The organism is Pseudoalteromonas sp. SCSIO 43210, from assembly GCF_054133285.1.
In genome coordinates this window covers 2,435,234-2,455,078 of sequence record NZ_CP087225.1, presented here as the reverse complement: position 1 = coordinate 2,455,078, position 19,845 = coordinate 2,435,234, and the positions used below count along the sequence as shown (strand labels likewise).

The window sequence follows — 19,845 nt, the reverse complement described above, 5'->3', positions numbered from 1 at the left end:
TCTGCCTTGCCTAAAAACCAAACACACTGCTGCAAATTCACCCACCAAAGATCAACACGCCCGAATACATTCAATATAAAATTAATTTTAGTATAGAAGACATTTATAATAACGCGATAAATAACAAGTAGTTTGAAGCTAAATTATTAATCAAAAATACAAACTAAGCTTAAAATTGTAACCTTTCATATAAACCAGATGCTCTTGATACGCTCTTATTCATTGCAAGTTGCAGTACTTTTTTGTCAGCCACCAGTTCAAACTTATTTTTAGCGCGGGTTATCCCCGTATACACCAATTGCCGGTTAATACCCATACGCGCTTGTTTTAGCGGTGGCAATACCATAGCGGTGTAACTAAACTCTGAGCCTTGTGATTTATGAATAGTCATTACGTATACTTTATCGTGCGCAGGGAGTCGTGCAGGTGAAAATGCTCGTTGATTACCTTGCTCATCAATAAATATGGCTTTGAGTTGATTACTTTCATCAGGCATTAAAATACCAATATCACCGTTAAATAACTTAAGCTGGTAATCGTTTTGGCTCACCATAATAGGCATACCCGTATAGTGGTGAGTATTAGGGCTAACTGTTATTAAACCTTGCTGTTGCAATACGCGCTCTATTCGCTGATTTAAGCTATGCACGCCGTAATCGCCCTCTCGTACCGCAGCTAAAAGCTGATAACTAGCAAAAGCAGCATGCACCTGTGCAACATCTGCACCTTGGGCAATTAAGTTAAGGTATTTTGCATAATGACTTGCTGCACTTTTAACAAGCTTTTCAATCGGTTTTGCTACAAAGTCGTAATCTAAAATTACATCGTTAAAACGCCCTTCAGTACTTTCTTGCTCAACGTAATTTAAAATACCGGTGTTATTGGTGTTTACCGCAAGTGCGAGTTGACCAATGCCGCTTTGTGCATCAAATCGATAACTGTGCTGTAAAAAGGCAACGCAATCTGCGAGTTTAAATTCACTCACGCTTTGCGCTACGAGCTTAGGCTCATTATTAAAACATAAGCTATTTAGCTCATCACAACGTGCTTGCGAGTAGCTTGGCGTTTGCTCAAGTATTAAACCTTGGCATAAATCGCTCATTACGCTGCCGGTATCTACCGAGGCAAGCTGATCTTTATCACCTAGGAGTATTAATCGCGCGTGCGCAGGAAGTGCTTCTATTAATTTAGCCATCAGCGATAAATCGACCATACTGGCTTCATCAATAATTAGTACATCTAAATGCAACGGATTGCTTTTGTTATGTCTGAATTTATTAGTAAACGGTTTTACGCCTAATAAGCGATGAATAGTTTGGGCGCTTTGCGGTATCAGCGTTTTTATATCATCAGGAATCGTTGTGAGCATATTTTTAGCGCCCAAAATAGACTCACTTAAACGTGCAGCGGCTTTACCAGTCGGTGCCACCAGCTTAATGCTAAGCGGCGCGGTTTTATAAAGTGACTGTAAAATAGCCAGTAACTTAGTCACTGTGGTAGTTTTACCTGTCCCAGGACCACCCGTGATCACGCTAAAGCCTTTGGTGGCGGCAATCGCACATGCCACTTTTTGCCAATCAGTTTCAATTGCAGAATCTGCAGGAAAATAGGTATTTAAAAGTTCAGCCAATACTTCATTGTTAATATTGAGCTTTCGCTCGCTCATACTTAGTAATCTATCCGCGAGTGTTTGCTCATAACCGGCAAGGCGCGCAAAATAAAGTCGCTCGTTAAACAGTTGCAGTGGTTTATTTTCGCCTACGCTTTCATGGCTTTGTAAATAACTAAGCGCTGTGTGTACGTTAAAGTCATCACCAAACGGGCTTAGCGTACTGGGTACATTGCCATCGAGTTTATTAAAGTCACTATTGCGCAAGTTAAAAGGATTATTCCAATCAACCTCATTTAAAGTTAGGCAGCTATGCTGACTTTGCTGCGATAAGCAAAGTAATAAAATAATATAAAACAGCTCATTATGAGTTTGCTCAATGTCATTAGCACACAGTAATTCTGCGAGTTTAACATCAACCACACGTAGTCGATTTTGCGCTAATAAATATTCAAGTAACGGGACTTCGATAATCGTATTATTTAACACAATGTCCTCTAATGAAGCATCTTGTGCTACATTTTTTGAAGTAAGAGGCTCTACGGCTTCATTATTAAGTGTCTCGTCTATATCGTCAAACAAGCCAGGTTGCTCATTTAAATCGCTCATAGCATGGCTCCTTGGCTAAATAAGCCATCTAAAATAATCACTTGTTCTTCAGTTAGCTTTTTAAAGTACACGCCTTGCCCTGCGGGCATCCCACGTAAAAACGTGTAATACACGCCGCCTAAATGGGTTTCTACCGAGTAATCAGCTATACGTTGTTTTAATAAACGATGCAGCGCTACCGTGTAGATTAAATACTGTAAATGATACTGATGACTGCTCATCGCTTGCTCAAGCATGTCGCTCTCGTAATCCGCTGGCGTGCTACCTAAATAATTAGACTTATAATCTAAAATATAATATTTGCCTTGGTAGCAAAATATTAAATCGACAAAGCCTTTTAACAAGCCCTTTACTTGCGAAAATTCAAGCTTACTTTGTGCAAAACCAAAATGTTTAATTAGCATTTCGTTTAGCCTAGGTGCACTTAAGCTCTCAAGGGGTAAATTAAACTCCATTTCGACTAGGCAATCATTGGGTGTAAGCACACCCAATGAAAGAAGGCTGTTATCTAGGGGACACGCAAGAACATCAAGCACCCATTTTTCAGCCACTTCTCGCCATTGCTCACCTATGTGGTACTTTTCAAGGCTGCGCTTAACTACCTCAGATAAGTTTTGCTCAGTATTAGTTGGGTGAACTATTGGGCTAGTAAAATCTATTTGTTCAAATATTTCGTGTAAACAACTACCAGGCTTTGCCCCTTTAGGAAAACTATAAGGTGATGGTAGTTCGTCCTCTTGCACTGCAAACTCGTCTTTTTCGTGATCTTCATCACTTCGCCCTGGGGCTAATTGGTCGCTGTGCTTTTTAAAGCTCAACGCACTAAAGCTGGTTGCTCGCCAGTTACGCTCAATATTTGCCGTTACTTTATTAACACTTAACGTTTGCTGCGCACTTTCACTGTTATTAAAACAAAGTGTTCCCTGCTCTAATAACGTTTGTGAGGTAAACTGCTGATAGCTCATCGCGCTGTTAGCGTCGCAAAACTCACTTAAATGCGTGCGCCATGTTTGGCTACTGGCAAGTTCAAGCCCTGCAAATAAAACATGCCCAAGTGCACTACTTTGCATAGCCAAGCGGCTACTTTGTCCTTGCCCTATGTTATAAACACCAAGCGCACAAAAATGCACAGCGCGAGTAAGTGCTACATACAGCAGGCGTAAATCTTCAGCAAGGCGCTCTTGCTCTGCTTTTTGAAGGGCATCTTCGTCTTTACTTAAATCGTAAATTAGCTTGCCATTATTATGATAAAGCGCTTCTTTTGTTTCGCGATAGCCACTGGCAAACGGCATAAATACCAGAGGGTATTCAAGCCCTTTTGAAGCATGCATAGTGACAATTTTAACTAAGTTGGCGTCACTTTCTAGGCGTACCTGTACTGTTTCACCATCTTGTTGGCTTATCTTTTGTGCAAACCAGCGCAGCAAACGCAGCGTACCTTCAAGCTCTATTTGTTTTTGCTGAAGTATTTCGCCCAAGTGCCTAAAGTCTGTCAGCCAACGCTCTACGTTATACCCTAACCCTTGCCATTTAGCGCTAAGCTGGTTGTGGCTCATTAAGCGCTCAAGCATGGCCATAGCGCCTTGCTTGTTCCAAATGTGGCTAAGTTGTGCAAAAAAGTTTAAGTAGTCTTGCCATTTATTTTCATCATCAGCGAGTGCATGTATTTCGTTATAACTTAAACAAAATAGCGGACCTGCTAAAACACCGCGCAGCAATGACTCGTCATATTGACCATGCAGCGCTGTTAAAAAGTTAAGTAGGTGATGGCTAAGCTCTTGGCTAAAAACGCTTTCTCGCGATAAATACACGCTGGCTATTTTGGCATCATCTAGCGCTTTTTTCATTATTTGCGCTTCAACACGGTCGCGCACTAATATACAAATATCGGCAGCGCTTACAGGGGTACTGCCAATACACGCATCCCCTTGTTTTGCTTTTTCAAGCAGGGTGACTATTTTATTAGCAAAGTGAGTGGCTAAATGCGCTTGCCCTATACCTTTATTGGTTGGTTTGTTTTTTTCGTCTGCGGCTTCATCCACAAATACATTAAATTCGAATGCGGTCGCGGGTTTGCCATCAATTAAAAAAGAGTCTTCCGCTTTTTTACCTTTAGCAGCTACTGCGTTAAACGGTATAGCGTCGTTATAAATAAAGCTGTTAGCGTGTTTGCCAAATAAACTATTAACGCTATTTACTATATCGGTGCTTGAGCGAAAGTTAGTACCCAGCGTAAATTGCTGATCAGTCTGTACTGCCTCTTTTGCGCCAATATACGTAAAAATATCTGCGCCCCTAAAGCCATAAATAGCCTGTTTGGGGTCGCCTATCATGGCAAGCGTGGTATTTTTTTGCCCATAAATTTTACTAAAAATACCGTACTGAATCGGATCGGTATCTTGGAATTCATCAATCATGGCAACCGGAAACAACTGCGCAATTTTTTGCGCCAGTACGTCGCCTTGCTCGTTATTAAGCGCACTGTGTAAATTGGTCAATAAGTCATCTGGGGTGATCACGCTTTGCTCTTGCTTGCGCTTAACTATTGCGGCTTTTACCCAGCGTGCTGCATGTTGTACAACCGCTATTTTGAGCCCTTGGTTTATGGTGTTATTAAGTGCGGCAAGCTCGTCAAACTGACTCAGTAATGGATGCACAAATAATGGCTGATTTTTTTTATAATTGCCTGCATCGCTTAGGTTTTCTGTACTCCACACTTCAAACGAATACTTGTTAGTGCCAAATTCAAAAAACAAATCGCCGCCTAAACAAAATGCCTCAAGCGCACCAAGGCTGCCTTTTCGTGCTGGCGTTTTAGACCCGCTTAAACCCGAGCTTTTAATAGCACCGATAAACTCTTGCTCTAACACCGCTTTTTTAAATGCAGGTACACGTGTTATGTACTCGTCACGGGCTTTCCATACATCATCTAAATTTATTTGTGGCGTAATGTGCGCATTAGCTTTGTTTAAAATGCTCGCCACTTGAGCGAATAAAGCCTCTGGTGCGGCAAATACATCTAAAATAGCATCGGTGCGTTCTTTATTAAGTGGGTATACAAATGCCCGCCAAAAATCTTTAATAGTTTCGAGTAATATGTCGCGCTCATCTAAAATAAATTCGAGATTAAACGCCACACCCGACTCAAACGCATGTTGCTTTAGCATCCGCTGACAAAAGCCATGAATAGTAAAAATAGCGGCTTCGTCCATTGATTTAGCAGCTGCATCGAGCAAATCAAACGCGCGGTGCTTATCATCAATTTTGGCAATTACGCCTTCAATAAGTTCGTCATTTGGGTCTTGCCCAAGCAGTGCGTCGCGTGCAGCAATAATTCGGCTGCGTACGCGGTCTTTAATTTCTTGGGTGGCGGCGTCGGTAAAGGTTACAACCAAAATTTGCTCAACACTGAGCGGCGTATTTAACTCACCTTCTATTTGCATACCTAGTAAGTAACGTAAATACAGCCCTGTAATGGTATAAGTTTTACCAGTACCCGCACTGGCTTCTATTAAACTTTGACCAATGAGCGGCATAGTAAGAGGATTAAGCGCTTGCATGGTCACTCTCCTTTGCGTGTTCAAATAAAGGCGTGAGCAATTTATCACTCCATTTTATAAATTCTTCTTGGCAGTCGTTTAGCGATTGCACCGTTAAGCGAATATACGGATTTTCGCCCTCGCCTCGCCCTATGTATTGCGGGCTAAATTTGCTCATTGCTTTTGTTATATCGCCGCCGCTTTTAACGTATTCATAACCACTTACCGGAAAAAACGGCACAGGCTCCGCGCGCAGCGCTTTGTATAACTCAAACCAATCAAGTAACAATGCATCGGCATCAGCTTTATTAATTGGCGCAAAGGTAATTTGCTTATCAAGCCCAAGTAACAATGTTTCTACTTGTTGATCCATACTTTGCGCTGCGAGGTGATAAATAAAGCCTTTAATTAAATCTTTCGCTTTAATACTCGCACTGCGGTAAAACACTTGTTTTTGCAAATACACATGATTGAGCCAGCCCTCTATTTTAGTGCCTTCAATGGTAAGCAAAACTTCTATCGGCTCACTTTTTCCGCCTTTAATCTGCTCTTTTACTTGCCCTGCAAGCGCATCAACTCGGTGCTCCATACTCTCAAATATGAGGCTGCCTACATTGGCTTGAGGTAACTCACCTCGCTGCAGTATTTGCTCGGTACTCAGTGGTTGCTCGTTTATGTTTGCTTCGAGTATTTCATCAAGGTAAAAATAACGGCGCAGCGCATCTAAACTAAAGGGTTCTTCGTCTTTTGCTACTTCGTTAAATTGTGGCAGGCGCAAACCTAATGTTTGTTGATAAAAGCTCTCTTGTGCGCTGCACACGCTTCTAATAAACACATCGAGATCTAGCTGATCTGGCACAATCACATCAAGCGCAATAACCGGCTGTGGTTTTATTGACTCACTTGGCAGCCAAATTGGATTGTAACTGTGGTTGCTCAGTACAGTATTTGCTTGCTCATCGGCTAAATAGTAATGGCTATTAAAGGGCTGTAAATGCTGTTGATTAATTAGACATGCGGGCAGCGTTTTTTCACTCTTTTCGCTTAATACAAAACTACGCCCAATATATTCTAACAGCTCGCTTACAAGGGTTGATGGCATGCGCGGTTGGTTATCAAAACACGAGCGACCAATGTAACTCATGTATAAGTTGTCGCGGGCACTCAGTAGTGCTTCTAAAAATAAGTAGCGGTCATCTAATTTACGTGATCGGTCACCTTTTTGCTTTTTAGAGTAAGGCACTAAGTCAAAACCAATGGGCTGTACGTTACGCGGGTAGTCGGCATCGTTTAACCCCAGCATGCATACCACTTTAAATGGTACGGCGCGCATGGGCATAAGCGTACAAAAGTTTACTTGCCCAACTAAAAACCGCTGCCCTACGCCTTTTTCTTGAATGCCTTGTTTAACTAAATAACTAACAATACGCTGCGAAACCGCTTTACTGTAATCGCCGTTGTCATGGTGTTTTTGTAACTCTTCGAGCACGTTTTGAAGTACTAATAAATCCCAGCTGTCGTCGCTTTCACTTTCGTATATAGCGTTTAATAGCTCGCTTAAAATATGCGCTTTATTAGTGAGCGTGTCATCCGGCGTTAGCTGCTCTTTAAAGCTTTGCAGTACATCAATAAAATGCACGAGCTTGTTGAGTGTATCAAGCGCCATGCCTTCTACTTCATCAGCGCTGTAAATACCGTTAAACGGGCATTGTTCGTTGCGCATGACTATACCAAGCAGTAAACGGTTGAGCCCATGTTGCCAGGTATTTAAATCGATAGCGGGTAAATCAAAGCTGCTTTTATGCGCTGCGTTTATACCCCATTTTACCCCTACACGTTCAAGCCAGTATTGAATTTGCTCGTATTCGTGTGCTTCAAGCCCAAACTTTTCGGCTATTTGCGTCACTTGTAATAAATCGAGAATATCCGACACACCAAAGCGCGAAAACGGTAAGTTAGCTAAACTCGCAAATGAGCTAAGTACGGGCTTTTCTTGCTCTATGGCTAAATCGGCCAATGCATAAGGAATAAAGCGGCTGCCTTGTGCCCCGCCAAATACGGCTTCAATGTAGGGGCTGTAAGTACCTACATCGGGCATCATGACAATTATGTCTTTGGGAGTAAGCGTTGGGTTTTGATTAAATAAGTTAAGTAAGTAGTCGTGCAAGCGCTCAACTTCTCTGAGCGGTGTATGGCAATCGCTGAGCGTAATGCTGGTGTCGTTTGCACTGATTGGTAACTTACCTTCGTCGTTTATAAACCACTCTTTGTTATCGGTCAGTGATTCGCCTTTAAACGCAAGCTGATAAATCTCGCTTTGTACTTGCCCTAGTAAGGTGTCGTCAAACACATCAATAAAGCCATCAATCCAACGGGCATCTAGCTGTACAAGTTGTTCAAAATAGTCGCGACCTAATTTACCCCACGACGATAACAACGGATTACCTATAAAGTAGTATTCTTCATCTGGGTTGGTGTGTTTTTTTTGTTGCGCTTCCACCAGCGGCATTTTGGCGTATTTAGCGCTTATTTTAGCTGCTGTTTTTTCATCAATAATATCGCCCCAGTAATGCTCACTCGGGTTAAAAAAGAATAATATAACCTCAGTTTTTTTACTCAGCGCTTCAAACACCTCAAGCTGGGAGCTGGCAATCGCCGATATACCAAATAAACTAATGCGTTGTGGCAGTAAGCTATTGTCCATGGTCTCAAGTGCTGCAAGTAATTGCCCTTGCATGTTAGCGCGATGAAATTGGCTTTGCCCAAGTTCTTGGCTTAGCTTTACAATGCGTCGCCATAAATCAGGTTGCCATGGGGCAATGGCTACATCTACGTCATCAAGCTCATCTTTGCCGCTATCCCATGTGGCTATCCAGTGCGGTCGGTACATTAAATATTGGTCGTACACATCGGCTATTTTTTCGCACAGCGCAAAGGTTTTTTGCCCGTCAATATCGCCCTCTAAATAGGTTTTTAGCGGCAAATAAAGCGGTTCATCAATGCAGGTTGGTAAAATTGCAAACAGTTTCCAAGCAAGGTTGGGCTTATTAAATGCCGACTCTTTAGGGACATTTGGCAGTAATTGCTGATACAACTGCCAAATAAAGCTCGACGGCAGCGGAAAATCTACCTGCGCTGCAACCCCTAAATTTTCGCTCAAACCTATTTTTAACCACTGCGACATACCCGGCGATTGCACTAGCACTACTTCTTTATCGAACGGGCTTTGCAATGGGTTTACTTTTAACAGCTGGTGGAACTGCGCTTGCAGGGCTTCCATCCGGTTTGATTGAATAATATTTAGCATATAACACTGACCTTGCTTGAGATAAAACCAGTGTAAGATATTTTCAATATTAGGGGTAGCGCAAACAGGTAATTGATATTAATAAATCAGAGAGTTAGCAAGTAATTTAAACGCACAGCATTAATTTTGATCACTGTGCGTTTTTGTTTATAGAATAATGTTATTTATAAGGGCTAATACTTGATAAACTAAAGTCACTTTGCATTATTACTTGGCCATCAATGCCTTTTAATTTAAGTGAAATAGTGGGATCAGTTTGCTGCCAGTCTATGCTTAAATCACCGTAATTTACGTTATGAGTAAAATTCCCTACTCGGTGCTTGTTAGGGCTTACGTCTTTCCATTTTTCAGTTAAGCCAGAGCTGGTCATCTCAATCAATGGGTAATCAAGGTTTTGCTGATACTTTGATATTTCACCCCAGTGCGTATCGCCGCTGATGATCACGACCCCATTTACTTTATGCTTTTTAATCAATGCAAATAAACGGTTTCTATCTTCAGGAAAGTTTGCCCATGACTCCCAACCTGTAAAATCGGGTAAAAGCTGTAAGCTTGAGGCAATCAATTTAATTGCAGCAGGCTTTTTAAGCTCTTGTTCAAGCCATTGCCACTGGGCTTCACCTAACATGGATGCACCCTTCACTTCACTGGGACTATACGGGCCTTGGTTATTTAACTTACGTTTAGTGTAGTATTCAAGCTCACCTACATGGTTTAGCGCATCACGATTCCAACGTAAATCAGGCATTATTACTTGTATGGTTTGCTCATTTTCACCATACATGTACGAGGTATAAATTCCATCAGGGCGAGTGCGACGCGCTGAGTTTACAGGTTCATCCCAAAAATTAAGCATAATTTGGCGTGATTGCTCTTTATGCGGATACTCTCTACCTGCATCGTTTTGGCCATAATCGTGGTCATCCCACATAGCAATGATAGGCGTTTGCGCTTTTAACGTTTTAAAACCAGGCTTTGCCCCTAAACGTTGGTACTTATCGGCAAGTACATCCATATCGTTGGTATCGCCGTAGATATTGTCACCCAAAAATATAAACAAATCGCCTTTCTCTTTGTTAATTGCATTAAATATGGGTATCTTTTTATCTTGATGCCCACACGAACCAAATAGGATTTTAGATGGCGCGGCAGTAACACTCGCGCTAATAACCAAACTCAACGCCAAGGCAGTTAGGGTTAATGGTTTTAATAGGTTCTTCATTTTAAAATCTCGCTAATAGCAGGCGCCATATTTGAATTTATTTCATTTGGATTCTGCCCAAGCGCCTTTAAAACGGTCGCCGCTATTTGCGCTTGTTTAAGCTCATTTTTGGTTTTAATTAAGCCACTACCTTTTATTGCGGGGCCAATGGCTGCAAGCCAAATATGTTCAGAGCCGATAATTCCTTCTGGGTAGGTATTTTCACCTAACTCTAGCTCAGCAAGTGCACGTTTAGAGCTGTGATGTTGCCAATCGTTGGCATTATTGCCACGGCCGTGATCAGTAGTAATAATTAGTGTGGTGTTATTTTTATAACCCGCTGTAGTTTGAATGGTTGCCCATAAGTCTTTTATAAACGCGTCACTTTGCCTTGCCGATTTAAGGTATTGATCGTAATGACCATCATGCGCAAAGTCATCGGTTTCGCCTAAGCTTATCACTAACAACTTAGGCTTTTTAGCCAACATATACGCTTTAGCAAAGCGGTATGTAAAACTGTCTAGTCGTACGTTATACCAAGGACTGGGGATTTCGTTTTGTAGCGCATTTAATAGTGGCGCATCTGTGAATAAATTCTCTTCAATTGACATAAAACCTGCATTTACATACACGTTACTGCGCTTAGTATTTACAATGTATGGGAACACATCCCAACTACCAAATAAGGCTGTGCTATCTTTAAACTCAGGTAACTTATCTAAACGCTCTAAAATAGTTTTATTTGGGTTGAGCACTTTGTTATTACTATTTATATTTTCGTCAACTTCACCGGTGAGTATTTCGTTATAACCAGGGTATGAAAAATACCACGGGTTACTTACCGACATAGTAGAGCCGTTAGCTCTATCGCCAATAATAATCCCTTTTTTAGCCACTACTTGCGTTAAAAAAGGCATTAGTAATTGCTGGCGCTCATTTGCTGTTTTTGCCCAAAACTGGGTCTTTAATTGCTCTGGCTTTTTAACAAAATCAGTATTATTAATTAAGCTATTATCAGCCCCATAAAATACTTCTTGCCAGCGTACTCCATCAAGCGTTACCAGCACTACATTTTGCGCTGCTGTTGCAAAGTTACTCGCTAATACACTTAAGCTAAATAGTGTTACTTTTATAATTGTTTTCATCGCGTTTGCGCCCTTTCATATAATAAAGCCCATCAATGATGGGCTTTATTTTAATTCAATTACTAAAACTTAATTAAAAGTCAGCGGTAAATGTAACTGCTGCAGTGCGAGGCGCACCAATGTAATAAGTAGCGCCGTTACCAGTACCACCTGCTAAGTAGCTTTTGTCAGTAACGTTATAAACAACAAACGATACGTCAATGGCTTTAAACGGACCTGCATCTACGTCAGTTGAATAACCTGCATTAAAATCAAGTACGGTGTAGCCGTCTACTTTATTACGCGTGCGAGTGTCTTCGTCTTGCCATGCACCTAAGCGCTCACCGGTGTATTTAGCCGATAAACCAACACGAAAGCCATCGCTAAAGTAATCGGTAGATACCACAAATAAATCTTCTGATGAATCGATTATGCTGTCGCCTTTTCTAAAGCTCGGTGCTACCTCATTACCACTTTCATCTCTTAATATTACACCCTGTGAATCGTATGCATTTGGATCATCCGACGAATACTCAGAACTGCTATTAGTATACGACGAGTACACGCTCCAGCTTGGTGTTAACATATAGCTTGCTGCAAGCTCAAGCCCATTTGAGTCAATACCCCCTACATTTACGTACGAGCCATTTGTACCAATGGTGTAATCAATCCCATCTGTGCCACTACCAGGGGCAATAAAGGTAATGCGGTTATCAAACTTAACACTGTAAGCCGTTGCTGTAAGGGTTAATCTGTCGGCTTGGTAACGTACACCAAAGTCGATGTTGTCGGCAGTTTCTGGCTCTATGTTTGTAAGTGTTGAGCTATCTCGCTCAAGTACACCGTCTTTTATTGCTGAAAAATTCTCGCTGTAACTAGCAAATAATTCTGTGCTGTTATTTAGCTGATACAATACACCACCACTAAATAACACGTCTGAGTCGCTATCTACTTTATCTGATCTTTCGTTAGCAAAGTGGTCGTATTTTTGTAATTCAACTAAATACTGTTTTGCACCAATATTTAATGTTAAGTCACCAAAATTAATCGAGTCTTGTAAGTACCATTTGAATGTATCGGTATCAAAAGTGTTTTTGTATTGTGTCCAGTAAGGCGTGCTATCAAAGTGATGATAAATACGCGCGTCAATTACTTTGTGCCAATCACGCGACTCGTCACGCTCGCTTTGCTCATACCAAAAGCCCGCTTCTATATCGTGATCACCAAATGTAGCTTGGTAATTTGCCGTTACACCTAAACGATCTTTGTTGTAATGCGTATGGCGGTAAGACATAACCGGCGTTGCTGTTGCATCGTAACACGCAGGATTTAAACCAGGACCCGACTCCCATGGCCAGCTCAAACTTTGCGTACAATCGGCATTGGGTGCAAGCGGGTTGCCTTCACTATCAGCAAAACCATAAGAGCCTGCATTAGTGCCACCCTCGGTTGTTGGGTCGCCATTTTCATCAACCGGCGTTGTTAAATAAGGTGGGATCCAATCGCCGCGACCTGAATTTTTATGATAATAAGGGCTAACAGTTAATAATGAAGTTGCTGAAATCGCGTATTCAAATTTTAAATAGCCTAAGGTATTTTCACGAAGCGTTCCCCAACCTTCTGCAAACATTTGGTCAAAGTGCGGAACTCCCGTCCAATTCCATGTTAGCTGATCCCAATCGGGTGTTTGTTCAAACTGCTCAAGGCTTACGCTGTTATAGTTTGTCTCGCTTACATCATCGTAAGATAAACGACCAGTGAGCGTTAAATCGTCAAAATTAGATACAAACTTAAGCTCAGCGTGTTGGTTGTCTTTGCCCCCATTACTGCCTGAACCAATCCAGCGGCTTGTATCTGTTTGCGAGTAACTTACGTACGCTTGTGTGTTATTAAAAACAGTGCCTGTTTCGTGTTTAATATAATAACGCGTGGCATCGTGACTGCCTGATGTATAAGCAAAGGTAGTGCCTTTTTCAAGGCTTGGGTCTTTACTTACAAAGTTAAATGTCCCGCCTAGTGCTTCAAGTGAAGCCGACTTAATATCAGAGGTACCTTGACCTACTTCTACTGTTGCTAAATTTTCACTCTCCAAGTAACGGTTAGCTTTAGCACCACCGCCGTAATTAGAGCCACCATTGGGAATGCCATCAACGGTCATACCTAATTGTTGTTGGTTTCCATCAATACTAAAACCACGCATAGTGATTGTAGTAGACCAATCGTCGCCACCAAATGCATCACCTTCGTTTATGCTAATACCTGGTAAGTTATCAATAACCGATAATATACTCGATACCGAACTTTGCTGCTCAAGCATTGCAGGCTCAATAACATTGTTAGCGTAGCTCGTTGGTTTAGCTACAACGGTTACTTCTTCTATGGTGCTGTCGTTAGCATAAGTAGATGTTGATACAGCCATGGCAACTGCCATGCTCAATAGCGATTTGTTTTTTAAAGCGTACATTGTTGTCCCGTTTAGTTTTAATTATGAAATATGAAAACGCGGACAGTATGAATTTTAAATATGACAACGAGGATGAACTTTATTTACATAAAGGTTAAACAAATATGGAAGATTTATGGCGGGAATATGTACAAAAAAAGACGCCCAAAGGTTTAGCTTTGGGTGCCTTAATTATTTTCTAGAACTTATTACAAATAGTAATTTATTTCAATTCAGCTAGCATTTCATCGCTGTAAGGTACTAACTCTTCACCGTTTGCAATTTTGCTAATGTAATCTGGGTTTGCGATAAGTGGGCGACCAATAGCGATTAAATCAAACTTAGCATCGTTAATTGCCTCTTTTGCTGACTCAAAACTATAGCTGCCTACGCCTACTAATGTACCTTTGTAGCCTGCACGTAAAAATTCAGACGTTGTTTTACCTTCAAGCGATTCAAACGTTGTACTGTCGTCAAAAATACCACCGTGTAAGTATGCTAAATCTCTCTTCTCAAGCTCTGGTAATAAGTAATCAAATACCGCTTTATCACGGTTATCTTCGCTCATATTAAAATAAGCACCCGGTGTAACACGTAAAGCAGTACGCTCATTACCTACAGCGGCGATAACTGCATCGGTTACTTCTAGTGCAAAACGCGACATATTTTCAGGCGTTTGACCGTATTCGTCGTTGCGTGTATTTGCAGCGTAATGTAAAAACTGGTCAATCAAATACCCGTTAGCACCGTGAATTTCTACCCCATCAAAACCCGCTTTAATCGCATTTTCTGCCGCTTTTGCGTAATCAGCTACAAGGCCCTTAATGTCATCTATAGTCGCTGCTTTTGGTGTGATGTATGTAAGCTCACGCATACGAGGTACAGAGCCTTCAACGCCAATTGCCGATGGTGCCAGTACATCGCCATCAAAAAAGTGAGGATGTGCAACACGGCCAACATGCCAAAGCTGTGCAAACATTTTGCCGCCATTAGCGTGCACTGCGTCTGTTACTTTTTTCCAACCTTGAATTTGCTCACTGGTAAATAAACCCGGTGTATTTGGGTAACCTTGCGCATCTGGACGAATAATAGTTGCTTCGCTAATAATTAAACCGGTTTCGGCACGGCGAGCATAATATTCAACCATATCTTGTGTTGGCACTAAGTTATCGTCAGCCATACAACGCGTTAATGGTGCCATAAGTACGCGATTTTTAAGCTCAATCGTATTATTTAGTTTAAACGGAGCAAGTAGATCAGTAGTCATTTTTCAATCCTTCATTAAGTATATGCTTACTACAATGTGGCCTTTTTACAAACATTCAAGCTTATTTTGAATGATCGCTCAAATTAGTTGTGACTTATACTGTTCAATATACAAATTAGATCTGCATTGCTGAAATTAAATAGCAACTTTTCAACACTCTGTCATATAACTCGATATACTTGTGTGCATATAATTTAGATATAGTAATTAAGAGTGAGCTAATTATGACAACGCCAAATTTAAGCGAAGAACAAGCAGTAATTTTAGGGCTTGGGGCAAAAAAACGCCTAGCCTATATGTTCGAAACCGTACAACAATTTAAACAAGTATGGATTTTAAACGACGATGATGGCTGCGTTATGCTTGCCAACGAAGATGACGACTGCGTGCCAGTTTGGCCAACTCGTGAATTTGCAGAAGCATGGGCAACTGGCGAATGGGCTGGCTGCAGCGCTAAAGCAATTCCACTTGCAGACTGGTTTAGTCGCTGGACACCAGGCCTTGAAGAGGATGATTTACTTATTGCTGCCTTTCCTACTGAGGAAGACGACGGCACGATATTGTTTTCAGATGAGTTTGAAAAACAATTAAGAGCACCGAAGAAAAAATATTAAACCTAATTACTAAATTTAAAACGCGGCCACTGTAAAGTAGGCCGCATTTTTATACGTTTATGTCAGTGAATCAATTTTATTTAACAATTCAACTTTATACTCATCTGTTGCATCAGCACTAAAAGTAATAAACATACCTATCAGCACTTGGTTTTTGTACTGCTGTAAATCAATATACCCGTTAACCCAATCTTGGCGAGCTAGTCGCTGACAACCAAACAGCTGCTTTGCTAACCATTTACTATCAACAAGACCATTCAAAAAGCCTTTTTCTTTAGCTGAAATACATAGCTGCTCTGCTATTTTTAGCGATTGACTAAAAATGCCTGTCGGTTGTTTATGTTCAAATAAATTACTACGCTCACCAGCAACAAACGCAGCTCGGTAAAACGCTTCATCTTTTTTAAATAATTCGAGTAAGTTATCTATAAACGCAATAGCGGCTTCTATTGGGTTTGTCATGTCGGGCTGTAGTATAACTTTTTCAATGCGAATGACCATTTCTTCGACCAGCACTTTGAAGATATCATGCTTTTTACCAAATAAATTATGAATAGTTGGTATTGAAACACCTGCAACAGTGGCTAATTCGCTTAATGTAAACGCATCAAAGCCTTTAGAGGCAATAAGATTTCGGGCATGCTTTAGTATATCAACCTTTCTCAACTCTTTGTTTTCTTGTCTTTTTTTATTACCCCGAGCGATATTTAGTTGCTCCATTTATTTTCTCCATAGAAAAACAGCTTGACCACAGTTTTTATTGTAGGTTAAGTTTTACTTGCGATAAAAACTGTGAAATACGTTAAGGACACATTATGACTAAAAGTATAACAAGATCGATTGATGCATGCGCCTCACATTACGGTGAAAATGCCAATGAAATGCGAGAATATTTACTTAATGGCGAAAAAAATGCTTTAGCTATGAATAATAGAGGCCCTATTGAGTTTGATGAATATGGTGATTTAGCACAAAACATTAAAAGCCAATACCAAGAATACGGCTTTTATATATTCGAAAACGTAATTGATAAAAAAGAGCTCGCCGAGATAGAAATAGAACTAGCCCAATTAAAAAAAACCTTCCCTTTAGAACCGTATGGAAAAACAACCGCAGATGGAAAACCAGCGTTAGGTGCTGATAATCAAGCACCTAATTTAATTTGGTCAAAATCACTTGGAGATCCACTTGGCGGAACCGCAATCGCTAATGGCCGACACCAAGTAAAATTATTTGAACCTGAAGCTGCTGACGATCTGCCTGCGTTTTCGCCTTTTGTATTGCTTGGCTCACTGCAGTTTTCTGAGTCATGCTTAAGAACGTACGCGCACCCTCAATTATTAAAAGTGGCCGAGGCAATAAATGGTAAAGATTTTGCACCATTTCATGAATGTCTTTTTATTAAAGATCCTGGCGTAGGCGCTGCCGTTTCATGGCACCAAGATGGTGATACTCATTGGGAAAATGGAAATTTTGATCAAGACATACACGGCTTTAACTTTATGGCGCAAGTTTTTGGCAGTACTGCTGTAAATGGTGTGTGGGTTTTACCTAAAAGTCATAAGGTTGGTAGGGTTGATATTAAAAAAATGGTTGCCGAAGCAGGCAGTGAGCGCTTAATTGGAATGGTGCCTTTAATTTGTAATCCCGGTGATGTTGTTATTTGTAATAGACAGCTTTTGCATGGTTCATTCGCTAACTCTGGATTTGAGCCTCGCGTTACTATTAACTTTGGGTTCCATAAACGTTCATCTGTATTAGGTGTCATGGGCTCTGGAATGCACTGTGAAGCTAAAGTTTACGATGAGTCACTTATTGAGCAGAGATCAAAAGTACTTGGCTATGCAATAGATGCTAGAAAACAGCACTTCCCTGACGAAACACCTTATCAATATCAACCTTTTGCTGAAGCCAATAAAACCTTTGATTGGGATGATCTGGCAAAACAAGAGATTAAAGATTATAACTTACTTGATTTAAGTATATAAAATCACTTAGCTCCTAATAATTTTAGGAGCTAATATTTAGTTGGATATCAATATGACTATAAAAAATGGAATATACCCAGTGATCCACACTCCCCTTTTAGAAGATGAGAGTATCGATTTTAAAGGGTTTGATAAATGTTTAGGTTATTACCTAGATACAGATATACACGGCTTAACAATTTTAGGTAGTGGTGGTGAACTCCCTTATTTTTCTGATCAAGAACAACTTAAAATTGTTCAGTACACTTACAATAAAGTGCAAAATAAAAAGCCACTTATCATAGGCGTAAACGCATACAGTAGCGCGCAAGCAATTGAAAAAATTACTGCTTATAAAGATTACTCGAGTTATATATTACTGTTATTAACTCCTTACTATAAATCAAGCTTTGAAAACTACTTAAAAGCGATTAAGAACATAGCGCAGCATTCAACTTCACCTATCCTTTTTTATTATTTCCCTCAGATTACAGGGCATTATTTTTCAAACCAACAATTAATAAAACTGCTAAGTATTAAAAATATTATAGGTATTAAAGATAGCTCATTACATCTAGCAACAGCGCGCACCGTTTTAAATAAATTGCCTGATACTCGTTACTTTAGCGGATTAACTTTGGTGTACGAACATATAGCTGCCCATGGTGCTGCGGGTGCAATTTGTCCTATAGCAACTATTTTACCCATGCAGGCTGCTGCATTTTTTGAAGATTTAAATCTAAATAACACTAAAGAGATAAATAAACATCGTACAGTATTAAAATCTGTATTACCGATTGCTAATAATTTGAATATTTCAGTAAGTGTGCAAAACTCACTGCTTAATATTTTAATTCGTAGTCCTAAACCACTAATAAAGTCAGTAACCAGCCCTCATGCAAATATTAAAGAAGCACTCAGCCTTTTGGGATTACCAATACACGCAACGGTAAGAAGCCCTTTAGCGCCTATCAGTTATGAATCAAAAGAAAAAATAGCTAAAATTTTAGCTTCTATAAAAATCTAAATTGTACTAATAGTTAATTTCTAAATGCCAAGTAAGCCTGCGTAATTGCATCTGGATTTTCTACTTGCGGATAATGCCCAAGCTCTACAAACTCTTGTACGCGCGCATTGGGGACCAGCTTTTTATAATGTTCAATCATGTGCTTACCAGAGATGGGATCTTCTGCGCCTGCTATAAACGTAAGTGGTATATTGCTATTTATGATGGCACCAACCCAACGCTCTCTGTTTTGCTGCCTCTGCTTTATATAACTGATAAGTTTAGGCATAACGGCTAAACCATCTTTATAAATTAGCAACTCCCAAAGTGTGTCTACCACTTGTTTTGAAGGCCGTGTACTTTTACTAAAAATAGTCACTAAATTATTGGCAAATTTTTGTTTATTCATTAATTTTGGCACTAGCCAACCAAACTTAGATAATAATAATTTTTGTATAAATAAGGGTTTATGCACTTCAGGAAACAGTCCACCATTTAAAAAGCAGACACTGTTTATTTTAAAGTCACTTTGGCTAACTACTTGCTTTGCTAATAACTCTTGAGCCACAGTATCGCCATAGTCATGAGCTAAAATATGTATATCATTAATATTTAACGTTTTTAAAAATTGAGTATATAAGTCGGCTTGTTCAGTAATTTTATAGCCTGCATTTTTAGGTTTATCTGACAAACCAAAACCTAGCATATCGAGTGTAATTACAAAATAATGTTCACTAAGCGCTTGCCACATACCTTCCCAGTCCCAACTAGCACTTGGAAAGCCATGTATTAAAAGCAGCGCAGGTTTTGTTACATCGCCGGCTACTTTTGTAAATATTTGATGACCATTAATTTGGGTAAATGAACCCTGAGACTGCCACTGCTGTAGGGAAACCATGTATTAGCTTAATTTTTATTATTTATTTGTGTAGTTCTATCATAAGAGTGATATGAAGAGGTAATAAAATTGATATTTAGGAAAAATTTTAATCCGAAAAAATCAACAGCTCCTAAATAAATTTAAAAAGCGGCTAACTAAACAGTCAGTCGCTTTTTTTAACTATAAAAAGTTTATTAGCACAAAACCTTATACTCTTTTCGTATTTATAATAAATTTTTAAATAAGTAGATTAACGACCCAAGCTGATTTATTTTCTTT

12 protein-coding genes are annotated in these 19,845 nt (G+C 40.1%); 3 read left to right on the top strand and 9 right to left on the bottom strand.

Translation table 11 applies throughout. The features are described 5' to 3' along the window. Positions 1 to 169 precede the first annotated feature (169 nt). The 7 genes from recD to LOS73_RS10500 all read right to left on the bottom strand — a co-directional run bounded on the left by recD (position 170) and on the right by LOS73_RS10500 (position 15,099). On the bottom strand, positions 170 to 2,218 hold the full coding sequence (recD, locus tag LOS73_RS10530) for an exodeoxyribonuclease V subunit alpha (RefSeq protein WP_033028313.1): 2,049 nt from the start codon (positions 2,216 to 2,218) through the stop codon (positions 170 to 172). Continuing rightward, positions 2,215 to 5,778, bottom strand: a complete 3,564-nt coding sequence (recB, locus tag LOS73_RS10525; protein ID WP_457934943.1) for an exodeoxyribonuclease V subunit beta — start codon at positions 5,776 to 5,778, stop codon at positions 2,215 to 2,217. Before recB ends, recD begins: the two co-directional genes overlap by 4 nt. Beyond that, positions 5,765 to 9,064 (bottom strand): exodeoxyribonuclease V subunit gamma, encoded by a 3,300-nt coding sequence (gene recC / locus LOS73_RS10520; RefSeq protein ID WP_457934942.1) that lies wholly within the window; start codon positions 9,062 to 9,064, stop codon positions 5,765 to 5,767. Before recC ends, recB begins: the two co-directional genes overlap by 14 nt. Positions 9,065 to 9,224: 160 nt before the next feature. After that, positions 9,225 to 10,286: an alkaline phosphatase D family protein gene (locus LOS73_RS10515; RefSeq protein ID WP_457934941.1), complete on the bottom strand. Its 1,062-nt coding sequence runs from the start codon at positions 10,284 to 10,286 to the stop codon at positions 9,225 to 9,227. Then, positions 10,283 to 11,410: an alkaline phosphatase family protein gene (locus LOS73_RS10510; protein ID WP_039490115.1), complete on the bottom strand. Its 1,128-nt coding sequence runs from the start codon at positions 11,408 to 11,410 to the stop codon at positions 10,283 to 10,285. Before LOS73_RS10510 ends, LOS73_RS10515 begins: the two co-directional genes overlap by 4 nt. 73 nt (positions 11,411 to 11,483) lie before the next feature. After that, a complete protein-coding gene (locus tag LOS73_RS10505) occupies positions 11,484 to 13,853 on the bottom strand; it encodes a TonB-dependent receptor domain-containing protein (protein ID WP_039490117.1) in 2,370 nt (789 codons plus the stop codon). Between the two features lie 202 nt (positions 13,854 to 14,055). Then, the gene (locus tag LOS73_RS10500) at positions 14,056 to 15,099 is read right to left on the bottom strand and encodes an alkene reductase (protein ID WP_457934940.1); all 1,044 of its coding nucleotides are present in this window, start codon (positions 15,097 to 15,099) and stop codon (positions 14,056 to 14,058) included. Positions 15,100 to 15,323: 224 nt separating this feature from the next. Here LOS73_RS10500 and LOS73_RS10495 point away from each other — a divergent pair, with 224 nt between their 5' ends. After that, positions 15,324 to 15,713: a DUF2750 domain-containing protein gene (locus LOS73_RS10495; protein WP_024595957.1), complete on the top strand. Its 390-nt coding sequence runs from the start codon at positions 15,324 to 15,326 to the stop codon at positions 15,711 to 15,713. A 57-nt stretch (positions 15,714 to 15,770) separates the two neighbouring features. Here the strand turns inward: LOS73_RS10495 and LOS73_RS10490 are convergent, their stop codons facing one another. Then, positions 15,771 to 16,433 (bottom strand): TetR/AcrR family transcriptional regulator, encoded by a 663-nt coding sequence (locus LOS73_RS10490; RefSeq protein ID WP_033028321.1) that lies wholly within the window; start codon positions 16,431 to 16,433, stop codon positions 15,771 to 15,773. 95 nt (positions 16,434 to 16,528) lie between these two features. Here LOS73_RS10490 and LOS73_RS10485 point away from each other — a divergent pair, with 95 nt between their 5' ends. Together LOS73_RS10485 and LOS73_RS10480 are read left to right on the top strand one after the other, a co-directional pair. Beyond that, entirely contained in the window at positions 16,529 to 17,701 is a 1,173-nt protein-coding gene (locus tag LOS73_RS10485) for a phytanoyl-CoA dioxygenase family protein (protein ID WP_457934939.1), read from the top strand. A 52-nt stretch (positions 17,702 to 17,753) separates the two neighbouring features. Beyond that, on the top strand, positions 17,754 to 18,707 hold the full coding sequence (locus LOS73_RS10480) for a dihydrodipicolinate synthase family protein (protein ID WP_033028323.1): 954 nt from the start codon (positions 17,754 to 17,756) through the stop codon (positions 18,705 to 18,707). A 13-nt stretch (positions 18,708 to 18,720) separates the two neighbouring features. Here the strand turns inward: LOS73_RS10480 and LOS73_RS10475 are convergent, their stop codons facing one another. Continuing rightward, complete coding sequence (locus LOS73_RS10475) at positions 18,721 to 19,584, bottom strand: alpha/beta fold hydrolase (RefSeq protein WP_457934938.1); 864 nt, start codon at positions 19,582 to 19,584, stop codon at positions 18,721 to 18,723. Positions 19,585 to 19,845 lie beyond the last annotated feature (261 nt).